21 protein-coding genes and 1 tRNA gene are annotated in these 26,039 nt (G+C 68.7%); 8 read left to right on the top strand and 14 right to left on the bottom strand.

Translation table 11 applies throughout. The annotated features are described in order from the left end of the window. Positions 1 to 22: 22 nt before the first annotated feature. Positions 23 to 790 (bottom strand): aspartate/glutamate racemase family protein, encoded by a 768-nt coding sequence (locus tag AC3A6R_RS00260; RefSeq protein WP_487859731.1) that lies wholly within the window; start codon positions 788 to 790, stop codon positions 23 to 25. 20 nt (positions 791 to 810) lie between these two features. Continuing rightward, positions 811 to 1,695: a transporter substrate-binding domain-containing protein gene (locus AC3A6R_RS00255; protein WP_487863416.1), complete on the bottom strand. Its 885-nt coding sequence runs from the start codon at positions 1,693 to 1,695 to the stop codon at positions 811 to 813. Between the two features lie 255 nt (positions 1,696 to 1,950). Between AC3A6R_RS00255 and AC3A6R_RS00250 the strand changes: the two genes are divergently transcribed. Further along, positions 1,951 to 3,180, top strand: a complete 1,230-nt coding sequence (locus AC3A6R_RS00250) for a D-amino acid dehydrogenase (RefSeq protein WP_487863415.1) — start codon at positions 1,951 to 1,953, stop codon at positions 3,178 to 3,180. On the opposite strand, the gene AC3A6R_RS00245 is transcribed toward AC3A6R_RS00250, so the two are convergent. From AC3A6R_RS00245 to AC3A6R_RS00220, 6 genes are all read right to left on the bottom strand, one after another. Next, positions 3,110 to 4,672: a PepSY domain-containing protein gene (locus AC3A6R_RS00245; RefSeq protein ID WP_487859728.1), complete on the bottom strand. Its 1,563-nt coding sequence runs from the start codon at positions 4,670 to 4,672 to the stop codon at positions 3,110 to 3,112. The two genes, AC3A6R_RS00250 and AC3A6R_RS00245, sit on opposite strands and share 71 nt — an antisense overlap. A 14-nt stretch (positions 4,673 to 4,686) precedes the next feature. Continuing rightward, complete coding sequence (locus tag AC3A6R_RS00240; protein ID WP_487863414.1) at positions 4,687 to 6,858, bottom strand: TonB-dependent receptor; 2,172 nt, start codon at positions 6,856 to 6,858, stop codon at positions 4,687 to 4,689. 128 nt (positions 6,859 to 6,986) lie between these two features. Then, positions 6,987 to 7,343, bottom strand: a complete 357-nt coding sequence (locus tag AC3A6R_RS00235) for a DUF2946 family protein (RefSeq protein WP_487863413.1) — start codon at positions 7,341 to 7,343, stop codon at positions 6,987 to 6,989. A 9-nt stretch (positions 7,344 to 7,352) separates the two neighbouring features. Beyond that, positions 7,353 to 8,255: a LysR family transcriptional regulator gene (locus tag AC3A6R_RS00230; RefSeq protein WP_487863412.1), complete on the bottom strand. Its 903-nt coding sequence runs from the start codon at positions 8,253 to 8,255 to the stop codon at positions 7,353 to 7,355. Positions 8,256 to 8,258: 3 nt separating this feature from the next. Further along, positions 8,259 to 9,557 carry a M20/M25/M40 family metallo-hydrolase gene (locus AC3A6R_RS00225; RefSeq protein ID WP_487859724.1) on the bottom strand — a complete coding sequence of 433 codons (1,299 nt, stop codon included), beginning with the start codon at positions 9,555 to 9,557 and terminating at the stop codon, positions 8,259 to 8,261. Positions 9,558 to 9,559: 2 nt separating this feature from the next. Further along, complete coding sequence (locus AC3A6R_RS00220) at positions 9,560 to 10,516, bottom strand: LysR family transcriptional regulator (RefSeq protein WP_487863411.1); 957 nt, start codon at positions 10,514 to 10,516, stop codon at positions 9,560 to 9,562. Between the two features lie 83 nt (positions 10,517 to 10,599). Here AC3A6R_RS00220 and AC3A6R_RS00215 point away from each other — a divergent pair, with 83 nt between their 5' ends. Continuing rightward, positions 10,600 to 12,153 carry an MFS transporter gene (locus AC3A6R_RS00215; RefSeq protein ID WP_487863410.1) on the top strand — a complete coding sequence of 518 codons (1,554 nt, stop codon included), beginning with the start codon at positions 10,600 to 10,602 and terminating at the stop codon, positions 12,151 to 12,153. On the opposite strand, the gene polA is transcribed toward AC3A6R_RS00215, so the two are convergent. Beyond that, entirely contained in the window at positions 12,106 to 14,928 is a 2,823-nt protein-coding gene (gene polA / locus AC3A6R_RS00210) for a DNA polymerase I (protein ID WP_487859721.1), read from the bottom strand. The genes AC3A6R_RS00215 and polA overlap by 48 nt on opposite strands. Positions 14,929 to 15,024: 96 nt before the next feature. Here polA and AC3A6R_RS00205 point away from each other — a divergent pair, with 96 nt between their 5' ends. Genes AC3A6R_RS00205 through AC3A6R_RS00195 form a run of 3 tightly spaced genes read left to right on the top strand, consistent with a single transcriptional unit; the run spans position 15,025 to position 17,306 of the window. Next, positions 15,025 to 15,381, top strand: a complete 357-nt coding sequence (locus AC3A6R_RS00205) for a hypothetical protein (protein ID WP_487863409.1) — start codon at positions 15,025 to 15,027, stop codon at positions 15,379 to 15,381. A 43-nt stretch (positions 15,382 to 15,424) separates the two neighbouring features. Then, positions 15,425 to 16,483 carry a homoserine kinase gene (locus AC3A6R_RS00200; RefSeq protein WP_487859719.1) on the top strand — a complete coding sequence of 353 codons (1,059 nt, stop codon included), beginning with the start codon at positions 15,425 to 15,427 and terminating at the stop codon, positions 16,481 to 16,483. A 10-nt stretch (positions 16,484 to 16,493) separates the two neighbouring features. Next, on the top strand, positions 16,494 to 17,306 hold the full coding sequence (locus AC3A6R_RS00195; RefSeq protein ID WP_487863408.1) for a BPSS1780 family membrane protein: 813 nt from the start codon (positions 16,494 to 16,496) through the stop codon (positions 17,304 to 17,306). A gap of 21 nt (positions 17,307 to 17,327) precedes the next feature. Here the strand turns inward: AC3A6R_RS00195 and AC3A6R_RS00190 are convergent, their stop codons facing one another. Together AC3A6R_RS00190 and AC3A6R_RS00185 are read right to left on the bottom strand one after the other, a co-directional pair. Next, a complete protein-coding gene (locus AC3A6R_RS00190; RefSeq protein WP_487863407.1) occupies positions 17,328 to 17,648 on the bottom strand; it encodes a hypothetical protein in 321 nt (106 codons plus the stop codon). Between the two features lie 184 nt (positions 17,649 to 17,832). Continuing rightward, positions 17,833 to 20,244: a UvrD-helicase domain-containing protein gene (locus tag AC3A6R_RS00185; protein WP_487863406.1), complete on the bottom strand. Its 2,412-nt coding sequence runs from the start codon at positions 20,242 to 20,244 to the stop codon at positions 17,833 to 17,835. 208 nt (positions 20,245 to 20,452) lie between these two features. On the opposite strand from AC3A6R_RS00185, the gene AC3A6R_RS00180 reads away from it, so the two are divergent. After that, positions 20,453 to 21,430 (top strand): GMP reductase, encoded by a 978-nt coding sequence (locus AC3A6R_RS00180; protein ID WP_487859715.1) that lies wholly within the window; start codon positions 20,453 to 20,455, stop codon positions 21,428 to 21,430. A 27-nt stretch (positions 21,431 to 21,457) separates the two neighbouring features. Here AC3A6R_RS00180 and AC3A6R_RS00175 read toward each other — a convergent pair whose 3' ends face one another. Next, on the bottom strand, positions 21,458 to 22,327 hold the full coding sequence (locus AC3A6R_RS00175; protein ID WP_487863405.1) for an alpha/beta hydrolase: 870 nt from the start codon (positions 22,325 to 22,327) through the stop codon (positions 21,458 to 21,460). A 95-nt stretch (positions 22,328 to 22,422) separates the two neighbouring features. Here AC3A6R_RS00175 and AC3A6R_RS00170 point away from each other — a divergent pair. Next, positions 22,423 to 22,498, top strand: a tRNA-Ala gene (locus tag AC3A6R_RS00170). Positions 22,499 to 22,589: 91 nt separating this feature from the next. Here AC3A6R_RS00170 and AC3A6R_RS00165 read toward each other — a convergent pair. Next, positions 22,590 to 23,441 (bottom strand): nucleotidyl transferase AbiEii/AbiGii toxin family protein, encoded by an 852-nt coding sequence (locus AC3A6R_RS00165; protein WP_487863404.1) that lies wholly within the window; start codon positions 23,439 to 23,441, stop codon positions 22,590 to 22,592. Further along, positions 23,438 to 24,043, bottom strand: coding sequence for a type IV toxin-antitoxin system AbiEi family antitoxin domain-containing protein (locus AC3A6R_RS00160; protein ID WP_487863403.1), 606 nt, complete (start codon positions 24,041 to 24,043; stop codon positions 23,438 to 23,440). Before AC3A6R_RS00160 ends, AC3A6R_RS00165 begins: the two co-directional genes overlap by 4 nt. Before the next feature lie 297 nt (positions 24,044 to 24,340). Between AC3A6R_RS00160 and AC3A6R_RS00155 the strand changes: the two genes are divergently transcribed. Continuing rightward, positions 24,341 to 26,029 carry a sensor histidine kinase gene (locus tag AC3A6R_RS00155; RefSeq protein WP_487859713.1) on the top strand — a complete coding sequence of 563 codons (1,689 nt, stop codon included), beginning with the start codon at positions 24,341 to 24,343 and terminating at the stop codon, positions 26,027 to 26,029. The last annotated feature ends 10 nt before the right edge of the window (positions 26,030 to 26,039 follow it).

The following is a 26,039-nucleotide window of genomic DNA, read 5'->3' as shown; positions in this document are numbered from 1 at the left end:
GCACGCCGCAATGTAGGCGAAATCAGGCCGGCCCGACTGACGGCAGGGTTGTCCAGCCGCGGTAGGCGCGCCGCGCCAACGCGTCGGCGAGCACCTGCGCCGGATCGACCAGGGCGAGGCCCGCCACGGCCGCCGAGCCCTGCAGCCCGAGCGGCACCTCGGTGCAGCCCATGATGATGGTGACCGGCCCGTGCCGCTCGGCGAGCCGCAGCGCCACCTGCGAGAAGCATTGCTCGGCGAGCGGCATGTTGCCCGCCTTGACGCCGTCAAAGATGCCCCGCGTGATGGCGCGGCGTTCGTCGGCGAGCGGCACGTGGCATTCGAGCCCCGCCTCGGCCAGCGCCTGTTCGTAGAGGCGCACGCGGTAGGTGCCCTCGGTGGCCATCAGCGCCACCTTGCCCACGTTGTGCGCGGCCAGGTGCAGCGCCACCTCGCGCGCCATGTGCAGCAGTTCCACCTGCGGAAAGCGCTCCTGCAGCTTGGCGTGCCAGGCATGCGCCGTGTTGCAGGCGATGGCCACGGCCTGGCTGCCGAGCGCCGCCAGGCGCCCGAGTGCCTGCAGCATCGGCTCGAGCGGCTGGTGCGCGCCGCTGTCGGGCGAGCCGAGCGCCTGCGTGCGGTCGGGCACCGGCACCTGCGCGAGCCAGTGCTCGGGAAAGGACTGGTCCCGCACCGGCAGCCCGCGCGCGCGCATCTGCCCGGCACAGGCCTCGACGAAGAGCCGCACGAAGTCGGCCCCCGCCGCCGGGCCCATGCCGCCCAGGATGCCGACGACGTTGGGGGAAGCCATGCCGCGTGCGCCTTGCCCGATCAGGTCGCCGGCTTGTCGCTCGGGTTCGCGATGTTGTCCTTGAGCTGCTGGTTCATCGGCAGGTTCAGCGGCACGTTGCGCGGCGGGATCGGCGACATGAACCACTTGGTGTAGAGCTTCTCGAACTCGCCGCTCTTCATCATGCCGGTGAAGGTGTCGTCCACGAGCTTCTTGAAGGCCGGGTCGTCCTTGGGCAGCATGCAGGCATAGGGCTCGACCTGCAGCGCGTCGCCCACCACCTCGTAGTCGGCCGGGTTCTTGGCGTTGGCGATCAGGCCGAACAGCAGGATGTCGTCCATCGCGAAGGCCACCGCGCGATTGCTTTCGACGAGCAGGAAGGCATCGGCGTGGTCCTTTCCGAGCACGATGTCCATGTCGAGGTTCTTCTCGGCGTTGTACTTGCGCATGACCAGCGCGTTGGTGGTGCCGGTGGTGCTCGCCACCGTCTTCTTGGCGAGGTCGGCGTAGTTCGTGATCTTCGACGACTTCTTCGCCAGCAGCCGCGTGCCCGTGTAGAAATGGTTGACGGCAAAAGCCACGTCCTTGCCGCGCGCGGTGTTGTTGGTGGTGGAGCCGCACTCCAGGTCGACCGTGCCGTTGGTGATCAGCGGGATGCGGTTCTGCGAGGTCACCGACATGAGCCCGACCTGCAGGTCCGGCTTGTTGAGCTTCTTCTTGACCGCCTCGACCACGGCGTTCGAAAGCTCGACCGAGAAGCCGATCGGCTTGTTCCCGTCCAGGTAGCTGAAGGGCACCGACGACTCGCGGTAGGCGAGCGTGATCTTGCCGGAGGCGGCGATCTTGGCCAGCGTGTCGGCGGCCTGGACGCCGGTGGCGGTGAGCGTCACCAGGGCGGCGGCGGCCATCAAAGCGGAGAGTTTCATGCGTGCCTTCTTCAGTGGGTTGAACGGAGCGGCCAGTGTAAGAAGGAGTGACACACCGCGACAATTCCAAATGAACCCTAGGCCATACCCAAAGGTTATGGGTACCTGGCAGGCCAGCCATGCGGTTTGGCTATGGGGCGCGGCGCTTTTGGCATTTCCGGGACGGCCGAGGCGCACCTACATTCGTCGTTCCGGTTCGTTCTTCTGCTTTCTGTCTTCTCCGTTGTTCCCGTCTTCCTTCCTGAAAGTTGCCTGATGCATGTGTGTGTGCTCGGCGCCGGCATCGTGGGCCTGGCGACCGCCTGGCAGCTCGAGCGCCAGGGCCACGAGGTCACGGTCATCGACCGTGCCGCCCCCGGTGCGGGGGCGAGCGGCGGCAACGGCGCGCAGCTCAGCTACTCGTACGTGCAGCCGCTGGCCGACCCGTCGATCTGGAAGCAGCTGCCCAAGCTGCTGCTGTCGCCCACCTCGCCGCTCAAGCTGCGGCCGCAGCTCGATCCACTGCAGTGGCGCTGGGGCCTCGCCTTCCTGGCGGCCTGCAATGCCCCGACCTCGCGCGACACAACCGCCCGGCTGCTGGCGCTGGCCGCACTGAGCCGCACCGGGTTCGAGGCGATGCAGGCCGATGTGTCGCCCGATTGCGACTTCTCCGCCACCGGCAAGCTGGTGCTCTATGCGAGCGAGGCCTCGCTCGCGGGCGCGCACGCGCAGCTCGAACTGCAGCGCACGATGGGCAGCGAACAGCGCATCGTCACGCCCGACGAGTGCATCGCGATCGAACCCGCGCTGGCCGGCTACCGCGACCGGATGGCCGGTGCGGTGTACACGCCGAGCGAATGCGCGGCCGATTGCCTGAAGGTGTGCGCCGAGCTGATGCGCGTGCTCGAAGCGCGCGGCGTGCGCTTTCTGCTCGGCACCGATGTGCATGGCTTCGTGCAGCACGGCGGCCGCGTGGCCGCGGTGCAGACGAGCGCGGACGCGATCGAGGCCGATGCCTTCGTGATGGCGCTCGGCACCGCCTCGCACCGGCTCGGCCGCGCGCTCGGCGCCTACCTGCCGGTGTACCCGCTCAAGGGCTACAGCATCACGGTCGAGGTCGACCCGGCGCCCGGCGCCGCGCCGCACGTGAACGTGACCGACAGCGCACGCAAGGTGGTGTTCGCGCGCATCGGCTCGCGGCTGCGCGTGGCGGGCATGGCCGAGCTCGTGGGCCACGACGCCAGCATTCCGGCCACGCGCATCGAGACGCTCGCGGCCGCCACGCGCGCGCTGTTCCCGCACGCCAGCCGGCTCGCGGAACTGCACCCCTGGACCGGCATGCGGCCGGCCACCCCCACGGGGCTGCCGATCATCGGGCGGCTCGCCGGCGCGCCGTCGAACATGCTGTTCAACACCGGGCATGGCGCGCTGGGCTTCACGCTGGCGTTCGGCTCCGCGCTGCGGGTTGCCGAGGCGCTGGACGCCGCCCCGCCGTCGCCGTCCTGAGCTTGCGACCCAGGCGGCGCCAGCCGATGACGACGCCGGTCAGGCTCAGCAGCGCACCGCCAAGGCTCAGCGCGACCAGCACAAGATCCCAGAGCGGGCGCCGCTCGAGCAGCGGCAGCCAGTCCCAGCTGTGCAGCATCGCGAACAGCCAGCGGCTCAGGCGGCGCTGATTGTCGGAGCGGCCGAGCACCGCGCCGGTCTGCGGGTCGACATGCACCCAGGTGGCGTTCGCGTCGGCGAAGACCACGCGCCAGACGGGCAAGGGCTTCTCGTTGCCGCCCGTCATGGTGTGCGGATCGCGGGCGTAGTAATGGCTGTCGTAGGCGCGCAGCACCTCGACGCGCTCGACCTTGTCGGGCAATAGCCGCGCCACCGCACGCCGCAGCGCCTCGGCATCGACCGCCTGCGGCGCGGCATTGCGTGCGTCAAGCAATTGCGGGCGGCCGCCCGCCTGCTCGGCGCGCACCAGCGTGCGCCCGGCGACGCGCACCCAGCGCAGCTCGCGCACCCCGGTGCCGGCAGAAGCCAGCAGCGCCGCCGGCGCGGCGTCGTCCGCCGACGGTTCGAGCGGGCCGCCATTCATCGCCTCGGTGCGGAGCGCCGGTGCGCCGCTGTCGAAGATGCGCCACGGGTTCATCGACATGAGCCCGCTGAAAATCCACGTCAGCGTCACGAGCGCGAACAACAGCCCCGCGATGTGATGCCAGCGCATCATGCGTCCCTGATAGGGCGAATGCGAGCCGCTGCGGTGGTAGCTGCGGCGAAAGCGCCAGCGCATCAGGCCGACCGCGGTGCCGGTCAGCGTGAGCGCGATGCCCGCGATCGACAGCCAGTTGACGATGTCGGCCCAATACCGATCGAGCGCGGTGCCGCGCAGCGGATAGAGCCAGTGGATCCAGGCGCCGGCGTAGTTCCAGAGCCGCTCGGTGCGCGGCGCATCGCGCACCACTTCCCCGGTGCGCCCCGACACGTAGAGCCGCGTGGCCCCGGCATCGGCGAGATCGACCACCTGCAGCGGGCGGTGGGCATCGAGCGCGCGCGAATGCGTGAACGCGTCCTCGTCGATCGTGCCGCGGTGCTCGGCGGCCACGCCCTCGCCCGCCCGGCCCTCGCCCACATAAGCGCGCGCGCTCGCGAGTGCGCGCTCGCGGTCGACCTCGCGCAGCACGGCGCCCGTGCGTGCGTCGATCACCACCACGCCGCCGCGCGCCGCCGCCCGCGCCAGGTACACCGGACGCCCGCCGCTCGCCGCCGCGAGCCGCAAGTCCTTCAACGGCCCGACCAGCCCCGCTGCGTCGAGCGCCTGCCGTGGCGCGAGCAGCGGCGCAGAAGCGTCGAGCACGGGCAGGTGCCGCAGCCGCTCCGCCTCGGTGAGCTTCGGATAGCCCACGTACATCATCACCACGCCCGAGACGAACCACATCGCGAAGAAGGCGCAGGCCAGCACGCCGAGCCAGCGGTGGACCAGGAACAACCAGCGCTTCCAGTGCATGGTGCGGCTCCGGTTCAGAAGGCCACGCGCACGGACACGTCCGCCGTGCGCGGCGCGCCGAGGTAGGCAAAGGTGCTGCCCACGTTCGTGGCATGGATGCGATCGGTCGCGTTGCGGATGCGGCCGACCAGCGTGACCGACCGGTTGAGCTTCCAGCTCAGGCCCAGGTCGAGCAACGTGTAGCCGGGCCAGTGCAGCGTGTTGGCCGCGTCGGCATACACCTTGCCGACATGCCGCACGCCCACGCTGCCCTGCAGGTTCGGCGTGAAGGCATACGACACCCAGAGGTTCGCCACCGTGGCCGGCGTGTTGGTCGGCGTGCGGCCGGCCAGTGACACGCCGCCCTGCGTGAAGCGCTCGTAGCGCGCATCCACGTAGCTCACGTTGCCCTGCAGCGACCATTGCGGCGTCGGCTGCAGGCCGACGGCCAGCTCGACCCCCTTGGACGACTGCTCGCCGACCAGCAGCGTGAGTGCGCTGTTGGCCGGGTCTTGCGTGGCGATGTTGTTGCGGCGGATGCCGTAGGCCGCGAGCGTGGCGCTGCCCTTGCCTTGCCAGAAGTCGAGCTTGGTGCCGACCTCCAGCTGGCGTCCGGTGGTGAGCTCGCTGTTGTTACGCACGTCGGCGAACGACGCGGTGGAGAGCACCCCCGACGGCGGATCGGCCGCCGTCGCGTACTGCGCATACAGGCTCGCGCCCGGCGCGACGTCCCACACCAGGCCGATGCGCCCGGTCGTGGGCTTGTAGCCGCGGTGGAACGTGGCGGGATTCGACGCGTCGACCGTGCGGCGGTTGACCAGGTCGAGGTCGATGCGCTCGTGGCGCAGTGCCGTCACCAGATGCAGCGTCTGCGCGAGCGCGGTGCGGTTCTCCAGATAGAGCGCGGTGGTGCGCACCCGGTTGTCGCGGTCGGGCCGGAAGCCCGGCACCATGCCCGGCACCTCGAAGAAGCGCTCGGTCGCGAACAGGTAGGGGTCCACCGTGCTCACCGTACCCGGCAGGCTGTTCGGAAAGCGCGTCTGCCGGTTCTCGCTGAAATCCAGCCCGAACGACCAGTCGCTCTTCAGCCCGCCGAGCTGCCCTTTGTAGACGCCCTCGATGCGGTTGCCCCACACCGTGTGGTCGTGCTGCTGCAGCAGCGCGGCCGAGCGGACCACGGCCGTGTTCGACGGGTTGTAGCGGTAGCTCTCGACGTTGCGGTAGTCGCGCAGGGCGTCATAGGCATAGAAGGTGTTCTTCAGCTGCAGCGCGTCGGTGGCCTGCCATTCGGTGACCGAGCGCAGCCACTGCACGCGTTGCGCATAGCGGCCGTCGCTGCTGTTGTAGTTCTTGAAGCGGGTGGCGGGGTCGATGCGCATCGTGCCGGCCAGCGGGTTGAGCGCCGGCGTGCCCCAGTACGGCCGGTCGACCTGCTCGTCCTGGAATTCGTAGGCCAGCGTGTGCGTGAGGCCGCCGCCCAGATCCGACAGCAGCGAGGCCGCGAGCTGCGTGGCACGGCGCCTGGTGCCGTCGGTCCAGCCGTCGGCATCGCGGTGGTTCACGTCGATGCGCGCATGCTGGCTACCCGGCCCGCCATCGCCCACAACGCGGCGGTTCAGGCCGAAAGAAGCCTCCCTGAGGTGCTCGGTGCCGAGCCGCAATTGCGCCTCGGCAAAGTCGTTGCCGCGCTCGGCGACCTTCGTGATGTAGTTGACCGAGCCGCCCAGCGCGCCCGAGCCGAACAGAAAGCTCGAGGGTCCGCCGATGGCTTCGACGCGGTCGTAGATCCAGCTGTCGACCGGGCGCGCCGCAATCGAATACTGCACGCTGATGCCGTTGAAGAGCTGGCCGATCGAGTTGCTGCCGAAGCCGCGGTAGCTCACGCCAACGTTGCCCGGCGCGTCATGGGCGGTCACGCCCGGAATGGCGCGCAGGATCTCCTGCGTGTCCTGCGCGCCGCGCGCCTCGATCGCGGTGCGGTTCACCACCGTGACCGAGGCCGGCGTCTCGCGCGGCGTGAGGCCGAGCCGGCTCGCGGTGCCGGACGGAGTATCGAGGTCGAGGCGGCCGTTCGCGCGCGGCGCCTCATCGACCACCTCGATCGGTGGCAGCGTGGGCGCGCCGGCGGTCTGGGCGCGTGCGGGGGCGCTCGCGGCGCCAAGAAGGGCAAGCAGCCCGAGCGTGGGAGCAAAAGGAAGGCGGGACATGGAATCTCTCTGGCCATCGGCGTGCGCGCGCAAGAGAAGGAAGCGCAAGCGCAGCGCCGGCCACGGAACGACCGGGAACCGCCACGCGCCCCAGGGCGGGCTGCGTCAGGCGGACGAAAGGCGGAAGTTCAGGAGAGCGCGGGCGGCCCGCGCGCCGGCAACGGCGCGGCCGTGGCTGCCGCGATGCGGGCAGCGGGAATCGATTGCAGCGCGCGGCCGAGCGGCAGCGGCGTGGGCAGCGCGACCTGCACGGCGGCAGGCGGTGGCCCGGAGACCATGCACAGCGGGCAGTGCATGGCGGCCGCGTCGAGTTCGGCCGGGCCGTCGTCGCCCTGCACGATGAGCTTGACGGTTCCGGCGGCGGAACAGATCAGCTCGATCGACTGCGGGTTCACCAGCGGCGAGGCCCCGGCCACCAGCAGCGAGCCCATGAACCACGCCAGCACCAGGCGGTGCAGGAAGCGGAGGGCTCGAAGGGCGTGCATGGGCCGGAATTATGCCGCCTGCTCGATGGCCTCGCGCATGCAGCGCGTGATGCCGCGCACCGCCACCGAGTCGGGCCGCCCCGCAAAGCGCAAGGCGCGCACCGGCACCGGAATGTGCGGCTCCAGCGCCAGCACGTCGACCTTGGCCGCATCGGCCGAGCGCGCGGTGCAGCCGTCGACCAGCGCCACGCCCAGGCCGTGGTGCGCCATCGACAGCGCGGCGTGGTAGGTCTGCACCGTGACCACCGCCTGCTGGAAGCCCACGCCCGCCTGGCGGCAGGCCTGGCTCAGGCTGGTGCCCACCGGGTCGCGGCTGTCGAGGCCGATCACCGGCCGGTCGACCAGGTCGTGCAGCGCCACCGAACCGTTGCGCACCAACGCGCGCGGGAGCATGCCCTTGGGCGCGATGCACACCATGCGCGTGTCGGCGAGCGTCTCCTGCGTGAGCGACGGATGCACCGCGGGGCTGAAGACGAAGCCCACGTCGGCCTCCTGCAGCAGCAGCGCCGACATGATCTGCGGCGAGTGCAGCGACTCGACCGTGATCGCATAGCCCGGGTGCTTCTCGCGGAAGGCCTTGAGCGCGCGCGGCAGGATTTCGTAGCTCAGCGCCAGCACGCTCAGGATGCGCAGTTCGCCCGTGTCGCTGCCCGCGCGCAGGTTCGACGCGAGGCGCTGCACCTCGTCGAGCTGCGCGAACAGCCGCTCGATGTGCGGGTACAGCGTGAGCGCCTCGGTGGTCGGCGTGAGCCGGCCCTTGGCGCGCTGGAACAGCGGAAAGCCCAGCTGCAGCTCGGCATGCTGCAAGGTGCGGCTCACCGCCGGCTGCGTGATGTTGATGAGCCGGGCCGCCGCACTCACGCTGCCCGTGAGCATGATCGCGTTGAAGACCTCGATGTGGCGCAGCCGCATCGCTCAGCGGCCGCCGACCTTGTCGCGCGAAAGATCCATCACCATGCGCGTGGCAAGGTAAAGGCGCGGTTCGATCGAGTCGACCAGCACGTATTCGGCATCGGCCGAGTGCGCGCCGAAACCCTGCAGCCCGAAGCGCTCGACCACGGGCGCCTTGGTCTTGAGCGCGGCAAAGGCCGCATCGGTGCCGCCGCCCGCGGCCTTGTCGTCGGCACCGAGTGGGCGGCCGAGCTCGTCCTTGTAGATCGCCTGCGCATGCCTGGCGAGCGCGCGCGAGGCGTCGGTGGCTTCCAGCGGCGGACGGCGGCGCTCGAACTTCATGTCGACCTTGGCCTCGGGGATCAGCTGCTTCTTCACGCGCTCCTGCACCTGCTGCTCGATGCGGTCGTAGTCGCTGACCTTGAGCACGCGCACGTCGGCCGCCGCGGTGGCGCTGGCCGGAATCACGTTGCGGTTGCTGCCCGACTTCGAAATCGTCCAGTTCATCTTGAGGCCTGTCGCGGGGTCGGACAGGTCGCGCATCTGCAGCACCTGGTGCGACAGCTCGTAGAGCGCGTTCACGCCGAGCTCGGGCGCCGAGCCCGCATGCGAGGCCTTGCCCGTGACGTTGAGCGTGACCGAGGCGATGCCGGCGGTGGCGAGCGAGAGCTTGTCTTCCTTGACCGAGGCGCCCTCGAACGACAGCACCGCGTCGTGCTCGCCCCCGAGGCGCGTGATGAGCGCGCGCGAGCCCGGCGAGCTGATCTCCTCGTCGCCGTTGATCAGCACCGTGAGCGTGCCGTAGTCCTTGAACTTGAGCGCCTGCAGCATCGCCACCGTGTGGATGATGACCGCCACGCCCTGCTTGTCGTCGGCGATGCCGAGGCCGAAGGCCTTGTCGCCCTCGATGCGGAACGGCTGCTTGTTGAGCATGCCCACGGTGTAGACCGTGTCCATGTGCGCGATCAGCATGATCTTCTTCTTGCCCGTGCCCTTGAAGGTGGCACGCACGACGCGGCCCATCGTCTCGGGCGTGTCTTCCATGCGGTAGGCCTCGGCGCTGGGGTCGATCAGCTCGACCTCGCCGCCCAGCGCCTTGAGCTTGCCGGCGATGAGGTCGGAGATCTTCGCGAGGCCTTCGAGGTCGCGGCTGCCCGACTCGATGCCCACGAGCTGCGACAGCGAATCGAGCAGCGGCTGCTTCTGCTCGGCGGCCAGGGTGGCGATGCGCGCATCGGGCGCAGCCAGCGCGGCGCCGCACATTGCAGCGAGCAGGCCGGCGCTGCCGAGGTGGCGCCAGGAACGAACGGAAAACGGATTCATGGTCAACGTCCTTTTGTTTTATGGGGCCGCGCGGCCGGTACCGCACGGTGCGGGCATTCTTCCATGCAGGCCGGCATCGCGGCGACCAGCGCATCGATCGCGCAGCGCGTCTTCGCGGGCAGATGCCGCGCGTGCGGCCAGAGCACGTGGATCGGCATCGCGTCGGCGTGGTGGTCGGCCAGCACGCGTTCGAGCTGCCCGGCTTGCACGTACCGCGCCAGCAGCCAGTTCGGCAGCCAGGCGAGGCCGGCTCCTGCGATGGCCGCATCGGCCACGGCCTGCAGGTCGTTCAGCCGTGCATGCCAGGGCAACTGCACCGTGAGCAGCCGGCCCTGCGGATCGCGCAGGCGCCAGCGCTGCGAATCGCCGGGGCCGCAATAGTCGATGCCGCGGTGCCGCGCCAGCGCGGCCACGTCCGCCGGCCGTCCGAAGCGTGCGAGGTAGGCCGGCGAGGCCGCCAGCACCATCGTCTGCTCGCCGAGGCGGCGCGCCACCAGCCGGTCGCTGTCGGGCAGCTCGCCGATGCGCACCGCGAGGTCGTAGCCCTCCTGCACCAGGTCGACCATGCGGTCGCTGATGGCGATCTCGACCTGCAGCTGCGGATGGCGCTCGATCAGCCCCAGCAGCGCGGGCGCGGCGTGGTGATGGCCGAAGGCCAGCGGCAGGCTGGCGCGCAGCCGGCCGCGCGGCGCGCGCCCGCCGCTGTCGAGGCCCGACTCCGCGGCCTCGAGCTCGGCCCGCGCGCGCAAGCAGTGCTCGTAGTAGGCCTGCCCTTCCTCGGTCAGGCTCTGGCTGCGCGTGGTGCGCTGGAGCAGGCGCACGCCGAGCCGCGCCTCGAGCCGCGCAAGGGCCTTGCCCACCGCCGAGCGCGTGAGGTGGAGCCGTTCGGCCGCGAGCGTGAGGCTGCCGCTCTCGACCACCTCGAGGAAGGTCTGGATGCCATCGAATCGGTCGGTCATGGCGTGGTATTGTGCCTTCTAATTCCCGAATCGGCAGAACCGATGTCGCCAATGCGGAAGCACTTTCCCATCAAGATGGCCGCATGACTCCACCGCCACAGCCTGTTTCCCCACCCAGCCCGCGCCGCGATGCCGCAGCGCTCGCCGCCATCTGCCTCGTCGCGCTGATGTTCGGCCTCGAAATCTCCAGCGTGCCCGTGATCCTGCCGGCGCTCGAGCAGGTGCTGCACGCCGACTTCCAGGACGCGCAATGGATCATGAACGCCTACACGCTGGCCTGCACCTCGGTGCTGATGGCCGCGGGCACGCTGGCCGACCGCTACGGCCGGCGCCGGGTGCTGGTGGCCAGCCTGTGGCTGTTCGGCGTGGCATCGCTGGCGTGCGGCCTGGCGCCGAGTGCGCCGCTCTTGATCGCGGCGCGCTTCGTGCAGGGCGTGGGGGCCGGCGCGATGATGATCTGCCAGTTCGCGATCCTGTCGCAGCAGTTCCGCGAACCCGCAGCGCGCTCGCGCGCGTTCGCGCTCTGGGGCGTGGTCGCGGGCATCGGCCTGGGGTTCGGCCCGATCGTGGGTGCCGCCATCGTGGCCCTGGCCGACTGGCGCTGGGTGTTCCTGGTGCATGCGCCGCTCACGCTGCTGACGCTCGGCCTGGTGCATGCGAGCGTGCAGGAATCGCGCGACCCCGATGCGCACCGGCTCGACCTGGCCGGCATGCTCACGCTGACGCTCGCGGTGTTCGCGCTGGTCTGGTTCATCACGCTCGGCACGGTGCGCGGCTTTTCGAACCCGCTCGGGCTCGCGCTCCTGGCCGGCGCGGCGCTGAGCCTTGCATTGTTCGTGCGGGCCGAACGGCGCAGCGCGCACCCGATGTTCGACTTCTCGGTCTTTCGCATCCACCGCTTCAACGGCGCGATGATGGGCTCGATCGGCATGAACTTCAGCTTCTGGCCGTTCATGATCTACCTGCCGATCTACTTCCAGGCGGGCCTCGGCCACGATGTGATGCGCACGGGCTGGGCGCTGCTGGCCTACACGCTGCCCACGCTGCTGGTGCCGCCCTTGGCCGAGCGGCTGGCGCTGCGCCACGGCGTCGAACGCGTCATTCCCGGCGGCCTGGGTCTGATGGCCGCGGGGTTCCTGCTCATGGCCCTGGGCGATGCGCAAGGCAGCGATGCCGTGGTGATCGCCGCCTGCCTCGCGGCGGGCATCGGCCTCGGCCTCACGAACTCGCCCGTCACCAACACCAGCACCGGCTCGGTGGCGGCGGCGCGCGCGGGCATGGCCTCGGGCATCGACTTCAGCGCGCGGCTCATCACCCTGGCCTTCAACATCGCGCTCATGGGCTTCGTGCTGGTGAGCGGCATTGCGCGCCACCTGGGCGAAGCGGGGCTGCCTTCAGGGCCCGGCGAACTACTGCAGCTCGCGCAGGGCGTGGCGGCCGGCAAGCTCGACGTGCTGCCGGGCGCCGCCGGCCCCGCGCTCGCACAGGCGGCGCTGCGCGAAGGCTTCGGCGACGTGATGCGCTATGCGGGCATCGGCGTCGGCCTGCTTGCGCTCGCGAGCCACGCCTTCTTCAGGCGCAGCCAGCGCTCAATGGGCCTTGTCCCAGTTCGGGCCGATGCCGATCTCGGCCAGTAGCGGCACCTTGAGCTCGGCCACGCCGGCCATCAGGCGCGGGATCTCGGCGCGCACCCATTCGACCTCGGCCTCGGGCACTTCGAACACCAGTTCGTCATGCACCTGCATGATCATCTTGGTGGCGCGCTGCTCGGCATCGAGCACGTCCTGCACCTTGACCATGCTGAGCTTGATCAGGTCGGCAGCGGTGCCCTGCATCGGCGCGTTGATGGCAGCGCGCTCGGCACCGCCGCGGCGCGGGCCGTTGGGCGAGTTGATCTCGGGCAGGTACAGGCGGCGGCCGAACACCGTTTCGACGTAGCCCTGCTCCTTGGCGATCGCCTTGGTCTCGTCCATGTACGCCTTCACTCCCGGGTAGCGCGCGAAGTAGCGCTCGATGTAGGACGCCGCGGCCTTGGTCTCGATGCCGAGGTTGCGCGCCAGCCCGAAGCTGCTCATGCCGTAGATCAGCCCGAAGTTGATCACCTTGGCATAACGACGCTGTTCGCTCGATACCTGGTCGGGCGTGGAACCGAACACCTCGGCAGCGGTGGCGCGGTGCACGTCGATGCCTTCGCGGAACGCACGCAGCAGCGACTCGTCGCCGCTAATGTGGGCCATGATGCGCAGCTCGATCTGCGAGTAGTCGGCACTCGCGATCACGCTGCCCGGCGGGGCGACGAAGGCTTCGCGCACGCGGCGGCCTTCGGGCGTGCGGATCGGGATGTTCTGCAGGTTGGGATCGTTGCTCGACAGCCGCCCGGTCACCGCCACCGCCTGCGCATAGTGCGTGTGGACGCGGCCGGTGCGCGGATTGGCCAGCTGGCCCAGCTTGTCGGTGTAGGTGCCCTTGAGCTTCGACAGGCCGCGGTGCTCGAGGATCTTGGCCGGCAGCGGAAAATCCTCGGCCAGCTTCTCGAGCACTTCCTCGTCGGTGCTCGGCGCGCCGCTCGGCGTCTTCTTGACGACCGGCAGCCCGAGCTTGGTGAAGAACACCTCGCCGATTTGCTTGGGCGAACCGAGGTTGAAAGGCTGGCCCGCGAGCTCGTAGGCCTCCTGCTCGAGCGCCATGATGCGGGTGCCGAGTTCGTGGCTCTGCGCCGCGAGCGTGGGTGCGTCGATCAGCACGCCGTTGCGCTCGACGCGGTAGAGCGCCTCGCTCGAGTCCAGCTCGAGCCGGTAGATGAAGCGCAGCTTCTCGTCGCGCTCGATCTGCGGCCACAGCGCGCGGTGCACGTCGAGCGTCTGGTCGCTGTCCTCGCACGAATACTCGGCGGCCTTGGCGATGTCGACCTGGCTGAACGGGATCTGGTGCGCGCCCTTGCCGCACAGGTCTTCGTACGAAATGCCGCTGCGCCCCAGGTGGCGCTCGGCCAGGCTCGCGAGGCCGTGCGGCCGGTGCGCCTCGAGCACGTAGCTCTGCAACATCGTGTCGTGCGCATAGCCCTGCACCTCGATGCCGTGGTTGGCGAACACATGGCGGTCGTACTTGATGTGCTGGCCGAGCTTTTTCTTCTCGCCGTTCTCGAGCCAGGGCTTGAGCCGCGCGAGCACCTCGTCGAGCGGCAGCTGCGCGGGCGCATCGGGGTAGTCGTGCGCGAGCGGCACGTAGGCCGCCTCGCCGGGCTCGACGCTGAAGCTCACACCGACGATCTGCGCCACCATCTCGTCGAGCGAGGTGGTCTCGGTGTCGATCGCCACGAGCTCGGCGGCCTCGAGCCTGGCGAGCCAGGCGTCGAACAGTTCCCAGGTCGTGACCGTGTCGTACTTGAGGTTGCTCGCCGGTTCGGCGGCCGCCAGCGCGCCGAGGTTGGTCGATTCGTCGAACAGGCCGGCCTGGTCGGTGCTCGCCGCACCACCGCGCGCCGCCTGCTTCTTGATGTTCTCCTCGATCAGCTCGGGCGGCACTTCCATCGCCTCGATCGACTTGACCAGGCTCTTGAAGCCGAAGCGCTCGTAGAAGGGCTTGAGCTCGGCCGTCTTGGGTGCGCTCACCGGCAGGCCCTCGAGCGAAGGCAGGCCCGCCACATGCGCGGCCAGGTCGCAGTCGGTGCGGATGGTGACGAGCTGGCGCGACAGCGGCAGCCGGTCGATCGCCTTGCGCAGGTTCTCGCCGGCTTGCCCCTTGACCTCGGCGGCGCGTGCGATCAAGCCGTCGAGCGAGCCGTATTCGAGCAGCCACTTGGCCGCTGTCTTGGGCCCGACCTTGTCCACGCCCGGCACGTTGTCGACCGCGTCGCCCACGAGCGTCTGGTAGTCGACCATCAGCTGCGGCGGCACGCCGAACTCGGCCGTCACGCCTGCCACGTCGCGCTTCTTGCCGTTCATCGTGTCGATGATCGTGATGTGCTCGTCGACCAGCTGGCTCAGGTCCTTGTCGCCGCTCGACACGATGACCTCCACGCCCTGCGCCGCGGCCGTCCTGGCGAGCGTGCCGATCACGTCGTCGGCCTCGATGTCGGGCACGCAGAGCACCGGCCAGCCCATCAGCTTCACCACCTCGTGGATCGGCTCGATCTGGCTGCGCAGCTCGTCGGGCATCGGCGACCGGTTGGCCTTGTATTCGGGGTACAGGTCGTCGCGGAAGGTCTTGCCGGGCGCGTCGAACACGCAGGCCGCGTAGTCGGCGCGGACCTCGCGGCGCAACGCCGTCATCATGTTGATCATTCCCCGGATCGCGCCGGTGGCCGGGCTCTTGGGATCGCCCGGCACGGCCCGCAGGTCGGGCATGGCGTGGAAGGCGCGGTACAGATAGCTCGATCCGTCGACGAGCAGCAGCGTTTTCTTGTCGGTCATCGGGCCATTTTGCCGTGCCCGCCGCGGCCTTCCGAACCACGGGCGCATGCGCGGCCAACCGACACGCTGGAACGGGCGCGCGCCTACAATCCGGCCATGCCTGACTCCACACTCCTGGTCGCCCGCCGCATCCTGCTGGCGCTGGCCTTCGCCACCCCCGTTGCCGCCCTGCAGGCGCAACCCGCGCCCGCCGCGCCGCCGGCCGAGTCGCTACAGAACCAGGAGCAGACCGACGGCCGCCGCAACCAGAAGATCGAGCACATCCGCACCGAGGACAGCGGCGCCACGGTCGACGAAGTCCGCTACGGCGGCCGCACGCAGAGCATCAACGTCAAGCCCAAATCGAACATGCCCGGCTACGAGGTGCTGCCGCAGGACGCCGGCACCGCCCGCCCCGGACCGAGCGACTCGAGCGGGAACGGCGCGCGCGTCTGGAACGTGATGAAGTTCTGACCGTGCTGCGCCTTCCTTTGGCAGCACCCCGCTGAGCACCGCCATGGCAGTTTTTACCGAAGTCGAGTTCGGCGAGGCCGACGCGCTCGTGCAGCGCCTTGGCCTGGGCCCCCTGCGCGAACTGCGCGGCATCGAGGGCGGCATCGAGAACACCAACTATTTCGCGACCACCGAGCGTGGCGAGTTCGTGTTGACGCTGTTCGAGCGCCTGGGCGCCGAGCAGTTGCCCTACTACCTTTGCCTGATGAAGCACCTGGCCGCGCGCGGCCTGCCGGTGCCCGAGCCCGTGGCCGACCCAGCCGTCGCGCCGCCTTCGGGCCACCCCCTCACCATGCCCGCCCAGGCGCCCTGCGAACTGCTGCTGCAGGTGGCGGGCAAGCCGGCCGCGCTGGTGCAGCGCCTTTCGGGCCGCAGCGAACTGGCGCCGAACGCCGCGCACTGCACCGAGCTCGGCAGCATGCTCGCGCGCATGCACCTCGCGGCGCGCGACTTTCCGCGTATCCAGCCGAACCTGCGCGGCCTTGCGTGGTGGAACGAGACGGTGCCGGTGGTCCTGCCCTACATCGACGAGGCCCAGGCCGCCCTGCTGCGCGCCGAACTCGCCTACCAGAACCACGTTGCCGAATCGGCGGCCTATGCGGCGCTGCCGCGCGGGCCGGTGCATGCCGACCTGTTCCGCGACAACGTGATGTTCGCGAGCGGCACCGAGGCCGACGCTGAAGCCGGCGCCACACCGCGCCTGACGGGCGTGTTCGATTTCTACTTCGCGGGCACCGACACCTGGCTGTTCGACCTTGCCGTGTGCCTGAACGACTGGGCCATCGACCTCGCGACCGGCCGGCACGATGCCGCGCGCGCCGACGCGCTGCTCGCAGCCTACGAGACCGTGCGCCCGCTGAATGCGGCCGAGCGCGCCCTGCTGCCCGCCATGCTGCGCGCCGCGGCGCTGCGCTTCTGGACCTCGCGGCTCTGGGACTTTCACCTGCCACGCGAAGCCAGCATGCTGAAGCCGCACGACCCGGCGCACTTCGAGCGCGTGCTGCGCGAGCGCGTCTTCCATCCGCACGCCATGGCGCGATCGCTCGAGTCCATGGCCGCCTGAGCCCCAAGAAATGAAACTCCACATCGTGCCGGCGCGAACCGGCGCCGAATGGGTCCGCCTCGGGCTCAAGACCTTCTGGCGCCAGCCGCTGGCCTTCATCTCGCTGTTCTTCCTGCTGATGGCGATCATCTCCACGGTGTCGCTGCTGCCGCTGGTCGGCAGCCTGCTGGCGCCGATCCTGCTGCCGTTCATGACGCTGGGCTTGATGGTCGCCACCTCCGTGGCCTACGGCGAGGGTCCGCCGCAGCCCGCCACCGCGGGCCAGGTGCAGCGGCCCATGGGCTCCGCGATGCTGGTCGCGGTGATCGGCGCCATGCGCGCCGAATGGCGCGCGCTCGTCAAGCTCGGCGTGATCTCGGCGGTGTACTTCGTGCTCGCGGTGCTGCTCACGGGCTTCATCGACGGCGGCGAACTGGCGCGCGCCTACCTGCTCGACCAGGCGCCCACGCCCGAGGTGATGGCAAGCAGCGACTTCCAGCTCGCGCGCATGTTCCTGATGTGCCTGAACCTGCCGCTGTCGCTGGCCATGTGGCATGCGCCCGCGCTGGTGCACTGGCACCGCGTCGAGCCGGTCAAGAGCATCTTCTTCAGCATCGTGGCGCTGTTCCGCAACTTCGGCGCCTACGCGCTGTTCGCGGTGGCCTGGTTCGGCGTGTTCCTGCTCGCGGGCATCGCCATGGGGCTGGTCGCGACCGTGCTGATGAGCGTGGGCTCGGCGGCCTTCCTGGGCAACATGCTGATCGTCGGCTCGGCGCTGGTGCTCGCGGCCATGTCGCTGAGCTCGACCTGGTTCACCTTCCGCGACAGCTTCGACCCGAACTGAACGCGGCGCGAGACGCGCCGCTCAGCCGCGCGCCCGGTCCTTGCGCAGGCTCGCGAACAGCGACCAGACCATGCCCGCCAGCAGCAGCAGCGCGACGCACAGCGCGCCCCACAGCCACCATTCGCGCGCGGGGTGCGGCTCGATGGGCACCGGCAACTGAACCGCCGCGGCAACGGCCGCATCGACGGCCTCGAGCACCGGTGGCCGGCGCATCGCGGCGTCGTCCACCGCCATGCGCGTGACCGCGGGCGTGTCCGGTGCGGTGCCGACCGGCTGCTGTGCGCCGGCCGCGCAGAACCAGGCCGCGGCCAACGCCACGGACCAACGGACAACACACACCATGGGGCGCGATGAGTTCGCACCAGGCTTCATGCGGCACCTCCTTCGGGCAGAAGAAGCCGCATCTTTCCCGATTTCTCGCCGCGTTGGGCACGCCGATGCGAAATAACCCGCTGCCGCGAGGGCGACGGTGGCCGCAGTTTGAACTATCGACCTAAACCGCAGCCCGCCTGCGGCGCGGGCATCGTCAAACCGGCGTGAGCTTGGCGACCGACAGCGCGAGCCACTTCACGCCGTGGCGCGAGAACTTCACCTGCGCGCGCGCATCGTCGCCGGTGCCTTCGAGTGCGAGCACCGTGCCTTCGCCGAACTTGTTGTGGAACACCTGCATGCCCGAGCGCAGGCCGTGCGAGGGCGCGGCCTTCTGCGGCGGCACCGGCGGACTCGCGAAGCTGTCCTTGTTGCTGCTGCCGTAGCCGCTGCCCCCGCCGTAGCCGCCGCCGCCCCCGGAACGCGTGCTGCCGTAACCACCGCCGTAGCCGAAAGCCGAGGGCTTGAACCCCTGGTTCTTCGGCGTGAGCCACTTGAGCGCGCCCTCGGGCAGCTCGTCGAAGAAGCGGCTCTTCAGGTTGTAGCGCGTCTGGCCGTGCAGCATGCGGGTCTGCGAATGGCTCAGGTAGAGGCGCTTGCGCGCGCGCGTGATCGCCACGTACATCAGGCGGCGCTCTTCCTCGAGGCTCTCGAAGTCGCTCATCGAGTTCTCGTGCGGAAACAGGCCCTCTTCCATGCCGGTGATGAACACGCAGTCGAATTCGAGCCCCTTGGCGGCGTGCACCGTCATGAGCTGCACCGCGTCCTGCCCGGCCTGCGCCTGGTTGTCGCCCGACTCGAGCGCCGCATGCGTGAGGAAGGCCGCGAGCGGGCTCAGCGTCTCGCCCGTTTCGGCGTCGGGTGCGAGCGGTTCGTCTAGCACTGGCCGCCTCGGGTCGAGGCCCTGGCTCGCGGGCGACTGCCGCAGCTCGTCGACTGGCAGTGCCACCGCATCGCGGCCGAAGCCCTCCTGCGTGACGAAGCTCTCGGCCGCGTTCACGAGTTCTTCCAGGTTCTCGATGCGGTCGGCGCCTTCGCGGTCGGCGCGGTAGTGCTCGACGAGGCCGCTGTGGTCGAGCACCAGCTCGATGATCTCGCGCAGGCTGATGCCCTGCGTCTGCTCGCGCAGCACGTCGATCTTGGCGACGAATGCCGTGAGGTTCGCACCCGCCTTGCCGCCCACGGCGTGCACCGCGTCGTGCAGCGAGCGCCCGGCGTTGCGCGCGGCGTCCTGCAGCTGCTCGAGCGTGCGCGCGCCTATGCCGCGCGGCGGAAAATTGACCACCCGCAGGAAGCTGGTGTCGTCGTCCTTGTTCTCGAGCAGGCGCAGGTAGGCCAGCGCGTGCTTGATTTCGGCCCGCTCGAAGAAGCGCAGGCCGCCATACACGCGGTACGGCACGCCGGCATTGAAGAGCGCCGTCTCGATGACCCGGCTCTGCGCGTTGCTGCGGTAGAGCACGGCCATTTCCTTGCGCTCGAAGTCGTCGCGCACGAGCTGGCGCATCTCCTCGACCATCCACTGCGCCTCGGCCAGGTCGCTCGGCGCCTCGTACACGCGCACCGGCTCGCCGGGGCCTTGGGTCGTGCGCAGGCTCTTGCCGAGCCGCTTCTTGTTGTGGCTGATGAGCTCGTTGGCCGAATCGAGGATGTTGCTGTAGCTGCGGTAGTTCTGCTCGAGCTTGATCTGGTTCTGCACATCGAACTCGCGCACGAAGTCGGCCATGTTGCCCACGCGCGCGCCGCGGAAGGCATAGATGCTCTGGTCGTCGTCGCCCACCGCGATCACGCTGTTGGGACCGGGCATGAAGTGCCCCGAGACCGTGTTGCCAGCGAGGATCTTGATCCAGGCGTACTGCAGCCGGTTGGTGTCCTGGAACTCGTCGATCAGGATGTGGCGGAAGCGCCGTTGGTAGTGCTCGCGCACCGGCTCGTTGTCGCGCAGCAGCTCGTAGCTGCGCAGCATGAGCTCGCCGAAGTCGACCACGCCCTCGCGCTGGCACTGCTCTTCGTAGAGCTGGTAGAGCTCCACCTTCTTGCGGTCGTCCTCGCTGCGGATCTCCACGTCCTTGGGGCGAAGGCCGTCTTCCTTGGCGCCCGCGATGAACCATTGCGTCTGCTTCGCCGGGTAGCGCTCGTCGTCGACGTTGAACTGCTTCATCAGCCGCTTGATGGCCGAGAGCTGGTCCTGGGTGTCGAGGATCTGGAACGTGGACGGCAGGTTGGCGAGCTTCCAGTGCGCGCGCAGGAAGCGGTTGCACAGGCCGTGGAAGGTGCCGATCCACATGCCGCGCACGTTCACCGGCAATATCGCCGTCAGCCGCGTCATCATCTCCTTGGCGGCCTTGTTGGTGAAGGTCACGGCCAGGATGCCGCCTGCGGAGACTTGGCCGGTCTGCAGCAGCCAGGCGATGCGCGTGGTCAGCACGCGGGTCTTGCCCGAGCCCGCGCCCGCGAGGATGAGTGCATTGCCCGCAGGCAACGTGACCGCAGCGCGCTGCTCCGGGTTCAGGTTCTGCAGCAGCGGCAGGTCCGAGGGGTGGGCATCAGCCGCAGGATCGTTGAACAACATCCGTCGATTGTAGAAACCGCCGCGTATGGGGGTTATATGAAGAAGCGGAAGACCCGCCTTCGTGGGACTGCGTAAAATCAATCACCGGGCCCAAGTTTCTTGCGCCCGGTTTTTTGTGCCCGCTCACTTTGGTGAAAAGCACACGGGAACCGGCCGGACCAAGCGCTCATTCGTTTTTTTTGGGACGAAATTTCCGAGGAGCCAGTCCATGCAGATTTTCGATTACGACAACATCCTTTTGCTGCCGCGCAAGTGCCGCGTCGAGAGCCGTTCCGAATGCGACGCCAGCGTCGTGCTCGGCAGCCGCAGCTTCCGCCTGCCGGTGGTGCCCGCCAACATGAAGACGGTGGTCGACGAGCCGATCTGCCTCTGGCTGGCGCAGAACGGCTACTTCTACGTGATGCACCGCTTCGACCTCGACAACGTGAAGTTCGTGCGCGAGATGCAGGCCCAGGGCGTGTTCGCCTCGATCTCGCTGGGCGTGAAGAAGCCCGACTACGAGACGGTCGACCAGCTCGTGGCTGAGGGCCTGGTGCCCGAATACATCACGATCGACATCGCGCACGGCCATGCCGACAGCGTGAAGAACATGATCGGCTACCTCAAGCAGAAGCTGCCGGGCGCCTTCGTGATCGCCGGCAACGTGGGCACGCCCGAAGCCGTGATCGACCTCGAGAACTGGGGCGCCGACGCGACCAAGGTCGGCATCGGCCCGGGCAAGGTCTGCATCACCAAGCTCAAGACCGGCTTCGGCACCGGCGGCTGGCAGCTCAGCGCGCTCAAGTGGTGTGCGCGCGTGGCCACCAAGCCGATCATTGCCGACGGCGGCATTCGCGACCATGGCGACATCGCCAAGAGCGTGCGCTTCGGCGCCTCGATGGTGATGATCGGCTCGCTGTTCGCGGGCCACGAGGAGTCGCCGGGCCAGACGGTCGAGGTCGACGGCGCCCGCTTCAAGGAGTACTACGGCTCGGCCAGCGACTTCAACAAGGGCGAGTACAAGCACGTCGAGGGCAAGCGCATCCTCGAGCCGATCAAGGGCCTGCTGGCCGACACGCTGGTCGAGATGGAGCAGGACGTGCAGAGCTCCATCAGCTACGCGGGCGGGCGCACGCTGATGGACATCCGCAAGGTCAACTACGTCACGCTCGGCGGCGACAACGCAGGCGAACACCTGCTGATGTAGCGCCCGGCCCGGAGGCCTCCTCTTTCGTCAGGCCTCCAGCAACTGCACCGCGCACCGGTGCAGCCGGTGCGCCGGGTCGGCCAGCGCATCGACGATGCTGAAGTGGTCCAGGCCCGGCAGCGTCTCGCACACCGGCACCGCATGCCGGCCCCAGGCGGCGCGGATCATCGCGTTGTGGCGCAGGAACTCGTCGCTCTCGTTGCCCCCCACCAGCGCATGGAGCTGCCCGCGCGCGGGCGCCGGCCACAGCGCCGGGCTCGCGCGCAGCGCATCGGCATCGCCGAGCTTCAGCGTGTTGGCCAGGAACGGCGTGCGCTGCAGCGGGCGCAGGTCGTAGAGGCCCGAGATCGACAGTGCGTTGCGCACCAGCTGCGCCGGCAGGTCGGGCGCCACCGCCTGCCAGTCGCAGGCCAGCAGCGCAGCCGCCATGTGGCCGCCGGCCGAATGCCCCGCCACCGTGATGCGCGCGGGGTCGGCGCCCAGCGCCGCCGCATGCCGCCAGACCCATTCGAGCGCGCGCACCATCTGCATCAGGATGCCGGGCACCGTGACCGGCTGCTCGGGCGTGCCGGGGCACAGCGCGTAGTTCGGCATCACCACGCAGACACCGCGGTCGTTGAATGCGGGTGCGATGAAGGAATGGTCGCGCTTGTCCATCGCGCGCCAGTAGCCGCCGTGGATGAACACCAGCACCGGCGCGTCGGGCACCGGCGCGGGAAAGATGTCGAAGGTCTCGTTGACACCGCCTCCGTAGGGCACGTCGATGCGGCACGGCAGCGCTTCGCGCGCCGCGGCCGATTCGCGCGCCCAGCGCGAGAAATACGCCGGATACTCTTTGACCCGGGCGAGGTTGTTGTACATGCCTTCGAGCCAGGCGGGATCGTCGTGCGCGGCCATGCGGATGCTGCTCCTTGTGGGGGGACGCGCATCTTGGCATGCACTGGCCGGCCCTGCGCCGGCGGACACGATCTGGTTAGAATTCGGCTTGCGTTGGGGGGGTAGCTCAGCTGGGAGAGCGCCGCGTTCGCAATGCGGAGGTCGTGAGTTCGATCCTCATCCTCTCCACCAACATTCGACGCCCGACCATTCTCGGTTGGGCGTTTTCCGTTGCGGGTTCCGCAAACAAGGGCGGCCCTTGGCGGCTACGAAGAAATGACCGTCATCGAGCGGCGCGGTTCAGTACTGGTTCCAAGGATGCCCGCAGCCGGTCCACGATGGCGGCCAAGGGTTCGGGGAGAAGTTCGTTCTTCTTGAGGAATGCCTGCCACAGCGCCTTCCGCGATGCATCGTGCGCGAACTCGTCCGTGAGGCCGACCGGCAATTCCGCGGGCACGACCATGCCACGACGCTCAAACGTCGCCTTGACCGCTTGGGCAAGGAGGTCGGCGTCGAGGGTTTCACGTTCCAGCAGCACCGATAGGTCGAAGTAGTCCTTCACGCGGCTGTTCGTCATGCCCAGCAGGACGATCGCATGAAGCTTTTCCGCGACCACCGTGCAGGTCGGATAGGCCCAAAGTCGAGGGGCGGGCAAGTCGTCGAGCAGCACTGGATAGACCGAATCGACCGGGCCGGGGGTAACGGCATCGCCGAAGCCAACGTCGATCTGCGTCTTGCAACGCGCCGTGGCCAACTCGCCTGCGATGACCACGCGGACGCCGCCGTAGCCTGTTTCCTTGCGGATTTCCTCAGCCGCCACCGAGGCCGGATCGAACACGATGCCATCGTCCACGGCAACGGCGGCGATCTCGCGGAAAACCTGCACGACCGATTCCAGATCGCTCGCGCCAAAACCCAGCAGATCGGCGTCGCGAGTGGCCCGGTGCGGCATGTCGTACCAGAGCGTGAACAGCAGTGCGCCCTTGAGCAGGAAGCGATCCGCGTGCTGCGATTGCGTCAGGCGGTAGAGGATGCGTTCCAGCGCGAAACGCACCAGCACCTGATTGAAGTCCGATCCTTGCGCCTTGGCGAGGTTGAGCAGGCGAGCGCGGACGGATGCGGCGATGTTGCTCACCCAACAGCTTCCAGATACGGGCGCATCACGTTTGCCACACGACAAACCTTCGCATAACGCCAGAGATCATCCGCCGATGCCCTGCGCTTGGCGCGCACGTCCTTCAGTGCCTCCAACGCCACGTCCAAACCGATCTTGTTCCGGTGCTTGAAGCAATCCGCAACCGTTTTGGCGGCACCATAGATTCGCAGCTTCACGCCGTCGCGCAGGTGTTCCTCGATGCCGGCCGTGTAGACATCGCCCGTCATCTGAACCATCTTGACCGGCGGGTAGTCAACGCGCGGCACATGGCTGCCGCGCGGCATAGCGATCCAGATCTGCCGGGGGAGTTGGGTGGTCAGCTCGTGGAACTGGAGGGCTGTCAGCAGGCAGAACACGGCCTGCGGGACTCTGGCGGCGATGGTCGCCAGCCCTTCGTGCTCCGAACCCGGTTGGCTGGTCAGGCGGTAGATGCCGCGCCCAACTTTGTCCAGCAGGCCAGCGGCGGTCAGGCGCGTCAGCATGACCCGCGGCGCTTCGATGCCGTCCAGATCGCTGGCGCGCAGTAGCCCCTTTTGGCTGGCGAGATTAAGGACCCGTTGGGTGTGCGTGTCGGCAAGCATGCCGGGAGTATGTTCCGTTTATTCGTCTGATTCAAGGTTTTGACGAAAACTAGGAACATCCATCGTTCCCTCGCATTTGCACTCCTGTGTTAACAAAAGCGTACTGCTTTAGTGGGTTTTTCAGATCAAGTTTGCAATTGACTACAAAGGTAGTACTGTAAATGCCTCGCATTTATTAAATATCTATCCAAAGTGAACCAAGGTGTTACGTCCTCCCACCTCCCCCTCCGGGGTGCGGACGCCTTGGCCTGTTGGAACGGGCAGGCATGAGCCGCGGTATGGACTGGAACCAACTCCGTGCCAGCCAAACCCCTCAGCCCGCCCCGCGGGCCCGACCCAGGCATCGCCGCCGATGCGCTCATGGTGGCGGGCATGCGGCTGGTGCTGGCGGTCTCGGCCCTGCTGGCCGTTGCGGTTGACGCTGGAGAGTCGCAACGGCGCCTGGACGGCGGCACCTGGCTCGCGTTCTCGGGTTACGCGCTCTACAGCCTCGGGGTCTACGCCTGCACGCGCAGCGGCCAGCCGTATTTCCAGGGCAAGGCGATCCACTGGTTCGACGTGCTGTGGTCGACGCTGCTCATCTTCGTGACCGGCGGCATCCAAAGCCACTACTTCCTCTTCTACTTCTTCGCGATCCTCACGTCGTCGTTCCGCTGGGGCTACGAGGAAGGCGCACGCATCACGATGGCATCGGTGGTCTCGTTCGGCGCCTGCTGCCTTGCGAGCGTCACGGGAAACAGCACGCCGCAGTTGCTCATGCGCGCCACTTTCCTGCTGGCGCTGGGCCACATGGTCGGCCACTGGGGCGGATCGAAAGTGGCGCTGCAGCGGCGCCTCGCGCTGCTGAGCCAGGTGAGCCGGCTGTCGAACCCGCGCTTCGGTGTCGACCGCACCCTCGCGAGCACGATGGAAAAGACGATGGCCTTCTTCGAAGCGAGCCATTGCATCCTGCTGATGCGCGACGCGGCCAACGGCCCCTGGGCCATGCGCAGCCTCGGACACGCCGACCCGGGCAAGCCGGCGAGCGTCGAAACGCTCGACCTGCTCTCGAGTTCGCCGCTGATGGGGTTGGGCGCCGAGCACATCGTGCTGAGCAACCGCAGGCCCTGGCCGCTGAGCCTGCTGGGCGCGCAGGGCCAGATCTGCGCCCCGCGCACGCAGCGCTGGCTTGCCCAGGATGCGCAAGGGCTCGCACGCAGCGCCGCGGTGGCCGCCATGCTCGAGGTGCGCGCCTTCATCAGCGCGCCGCTGCCGCTGCGCCAGGGCGAGGGGCGAATCTTCGTGGGCTCGCGCGGCGGGCTGTTCCAGAAGGCCGACGCGACCTTCCTCGCGCACATCATGAGCCAGGTCATCCCGGTGATCGAGACGATCAAGGTGCTCGACCGCATGGCCTCGGAGGCCGCCTCGAAGGAGCGCCTGAAGATCTCGCTCGACCTGCACGACACTGCCATCCAGCCCTACATCGGGCTCAAGCTCGGGTTGAGCGCGCTGCGCAAGAAAGCGTCGGCCGACAACCCGCTGATTGCCGACCTCGACCGGCTGGCCGCGATGGCCGACGGCGTGGTGGCGGAACTGCGCCACTACGCGGGCACCGTGCGCGACGGCGCCGACAACCGCTGCGAGTTCATCCTGCCGCACCTGCACCGCCAGGCCGCGCGCATCAAGGTGCTCTACGGCATCGACATCGACATCGTGGTCGAGGGCGACGTACAGCTCGACGACCGCATGACGGCCGAAGTGCTGCAGCTCGCGCGCGAAGGCCTGCACAACATCTGCAAGCACACCGACGCGCACCACGGCCGCATCCGCATCGGCTGCGCCGACGGCAAGCTGCAGCTGCGCATCGAGAACGATGCCTGCGACGCGGAACCTGTCGAATTCCACCCGCGTTCCATCAGCGAACGCGCAGCCGCCCTAGGCGGCAGCGCCAGAGTGAGTCGGGGCTGGGACGGCGCCACTGCCGTGCTGGTCGAAATACCCATCTGAATCAAGGAGA

The sequence above is a fragment of the Variovorax sp. Soil_C_19 genome (genome assembly GCF_057657255.1).
The sequence above is the reverse complement of the archived record's forward strand: the minus strand, read 5'-3'. Positions and strand labels throughout refer to the sequence as shown.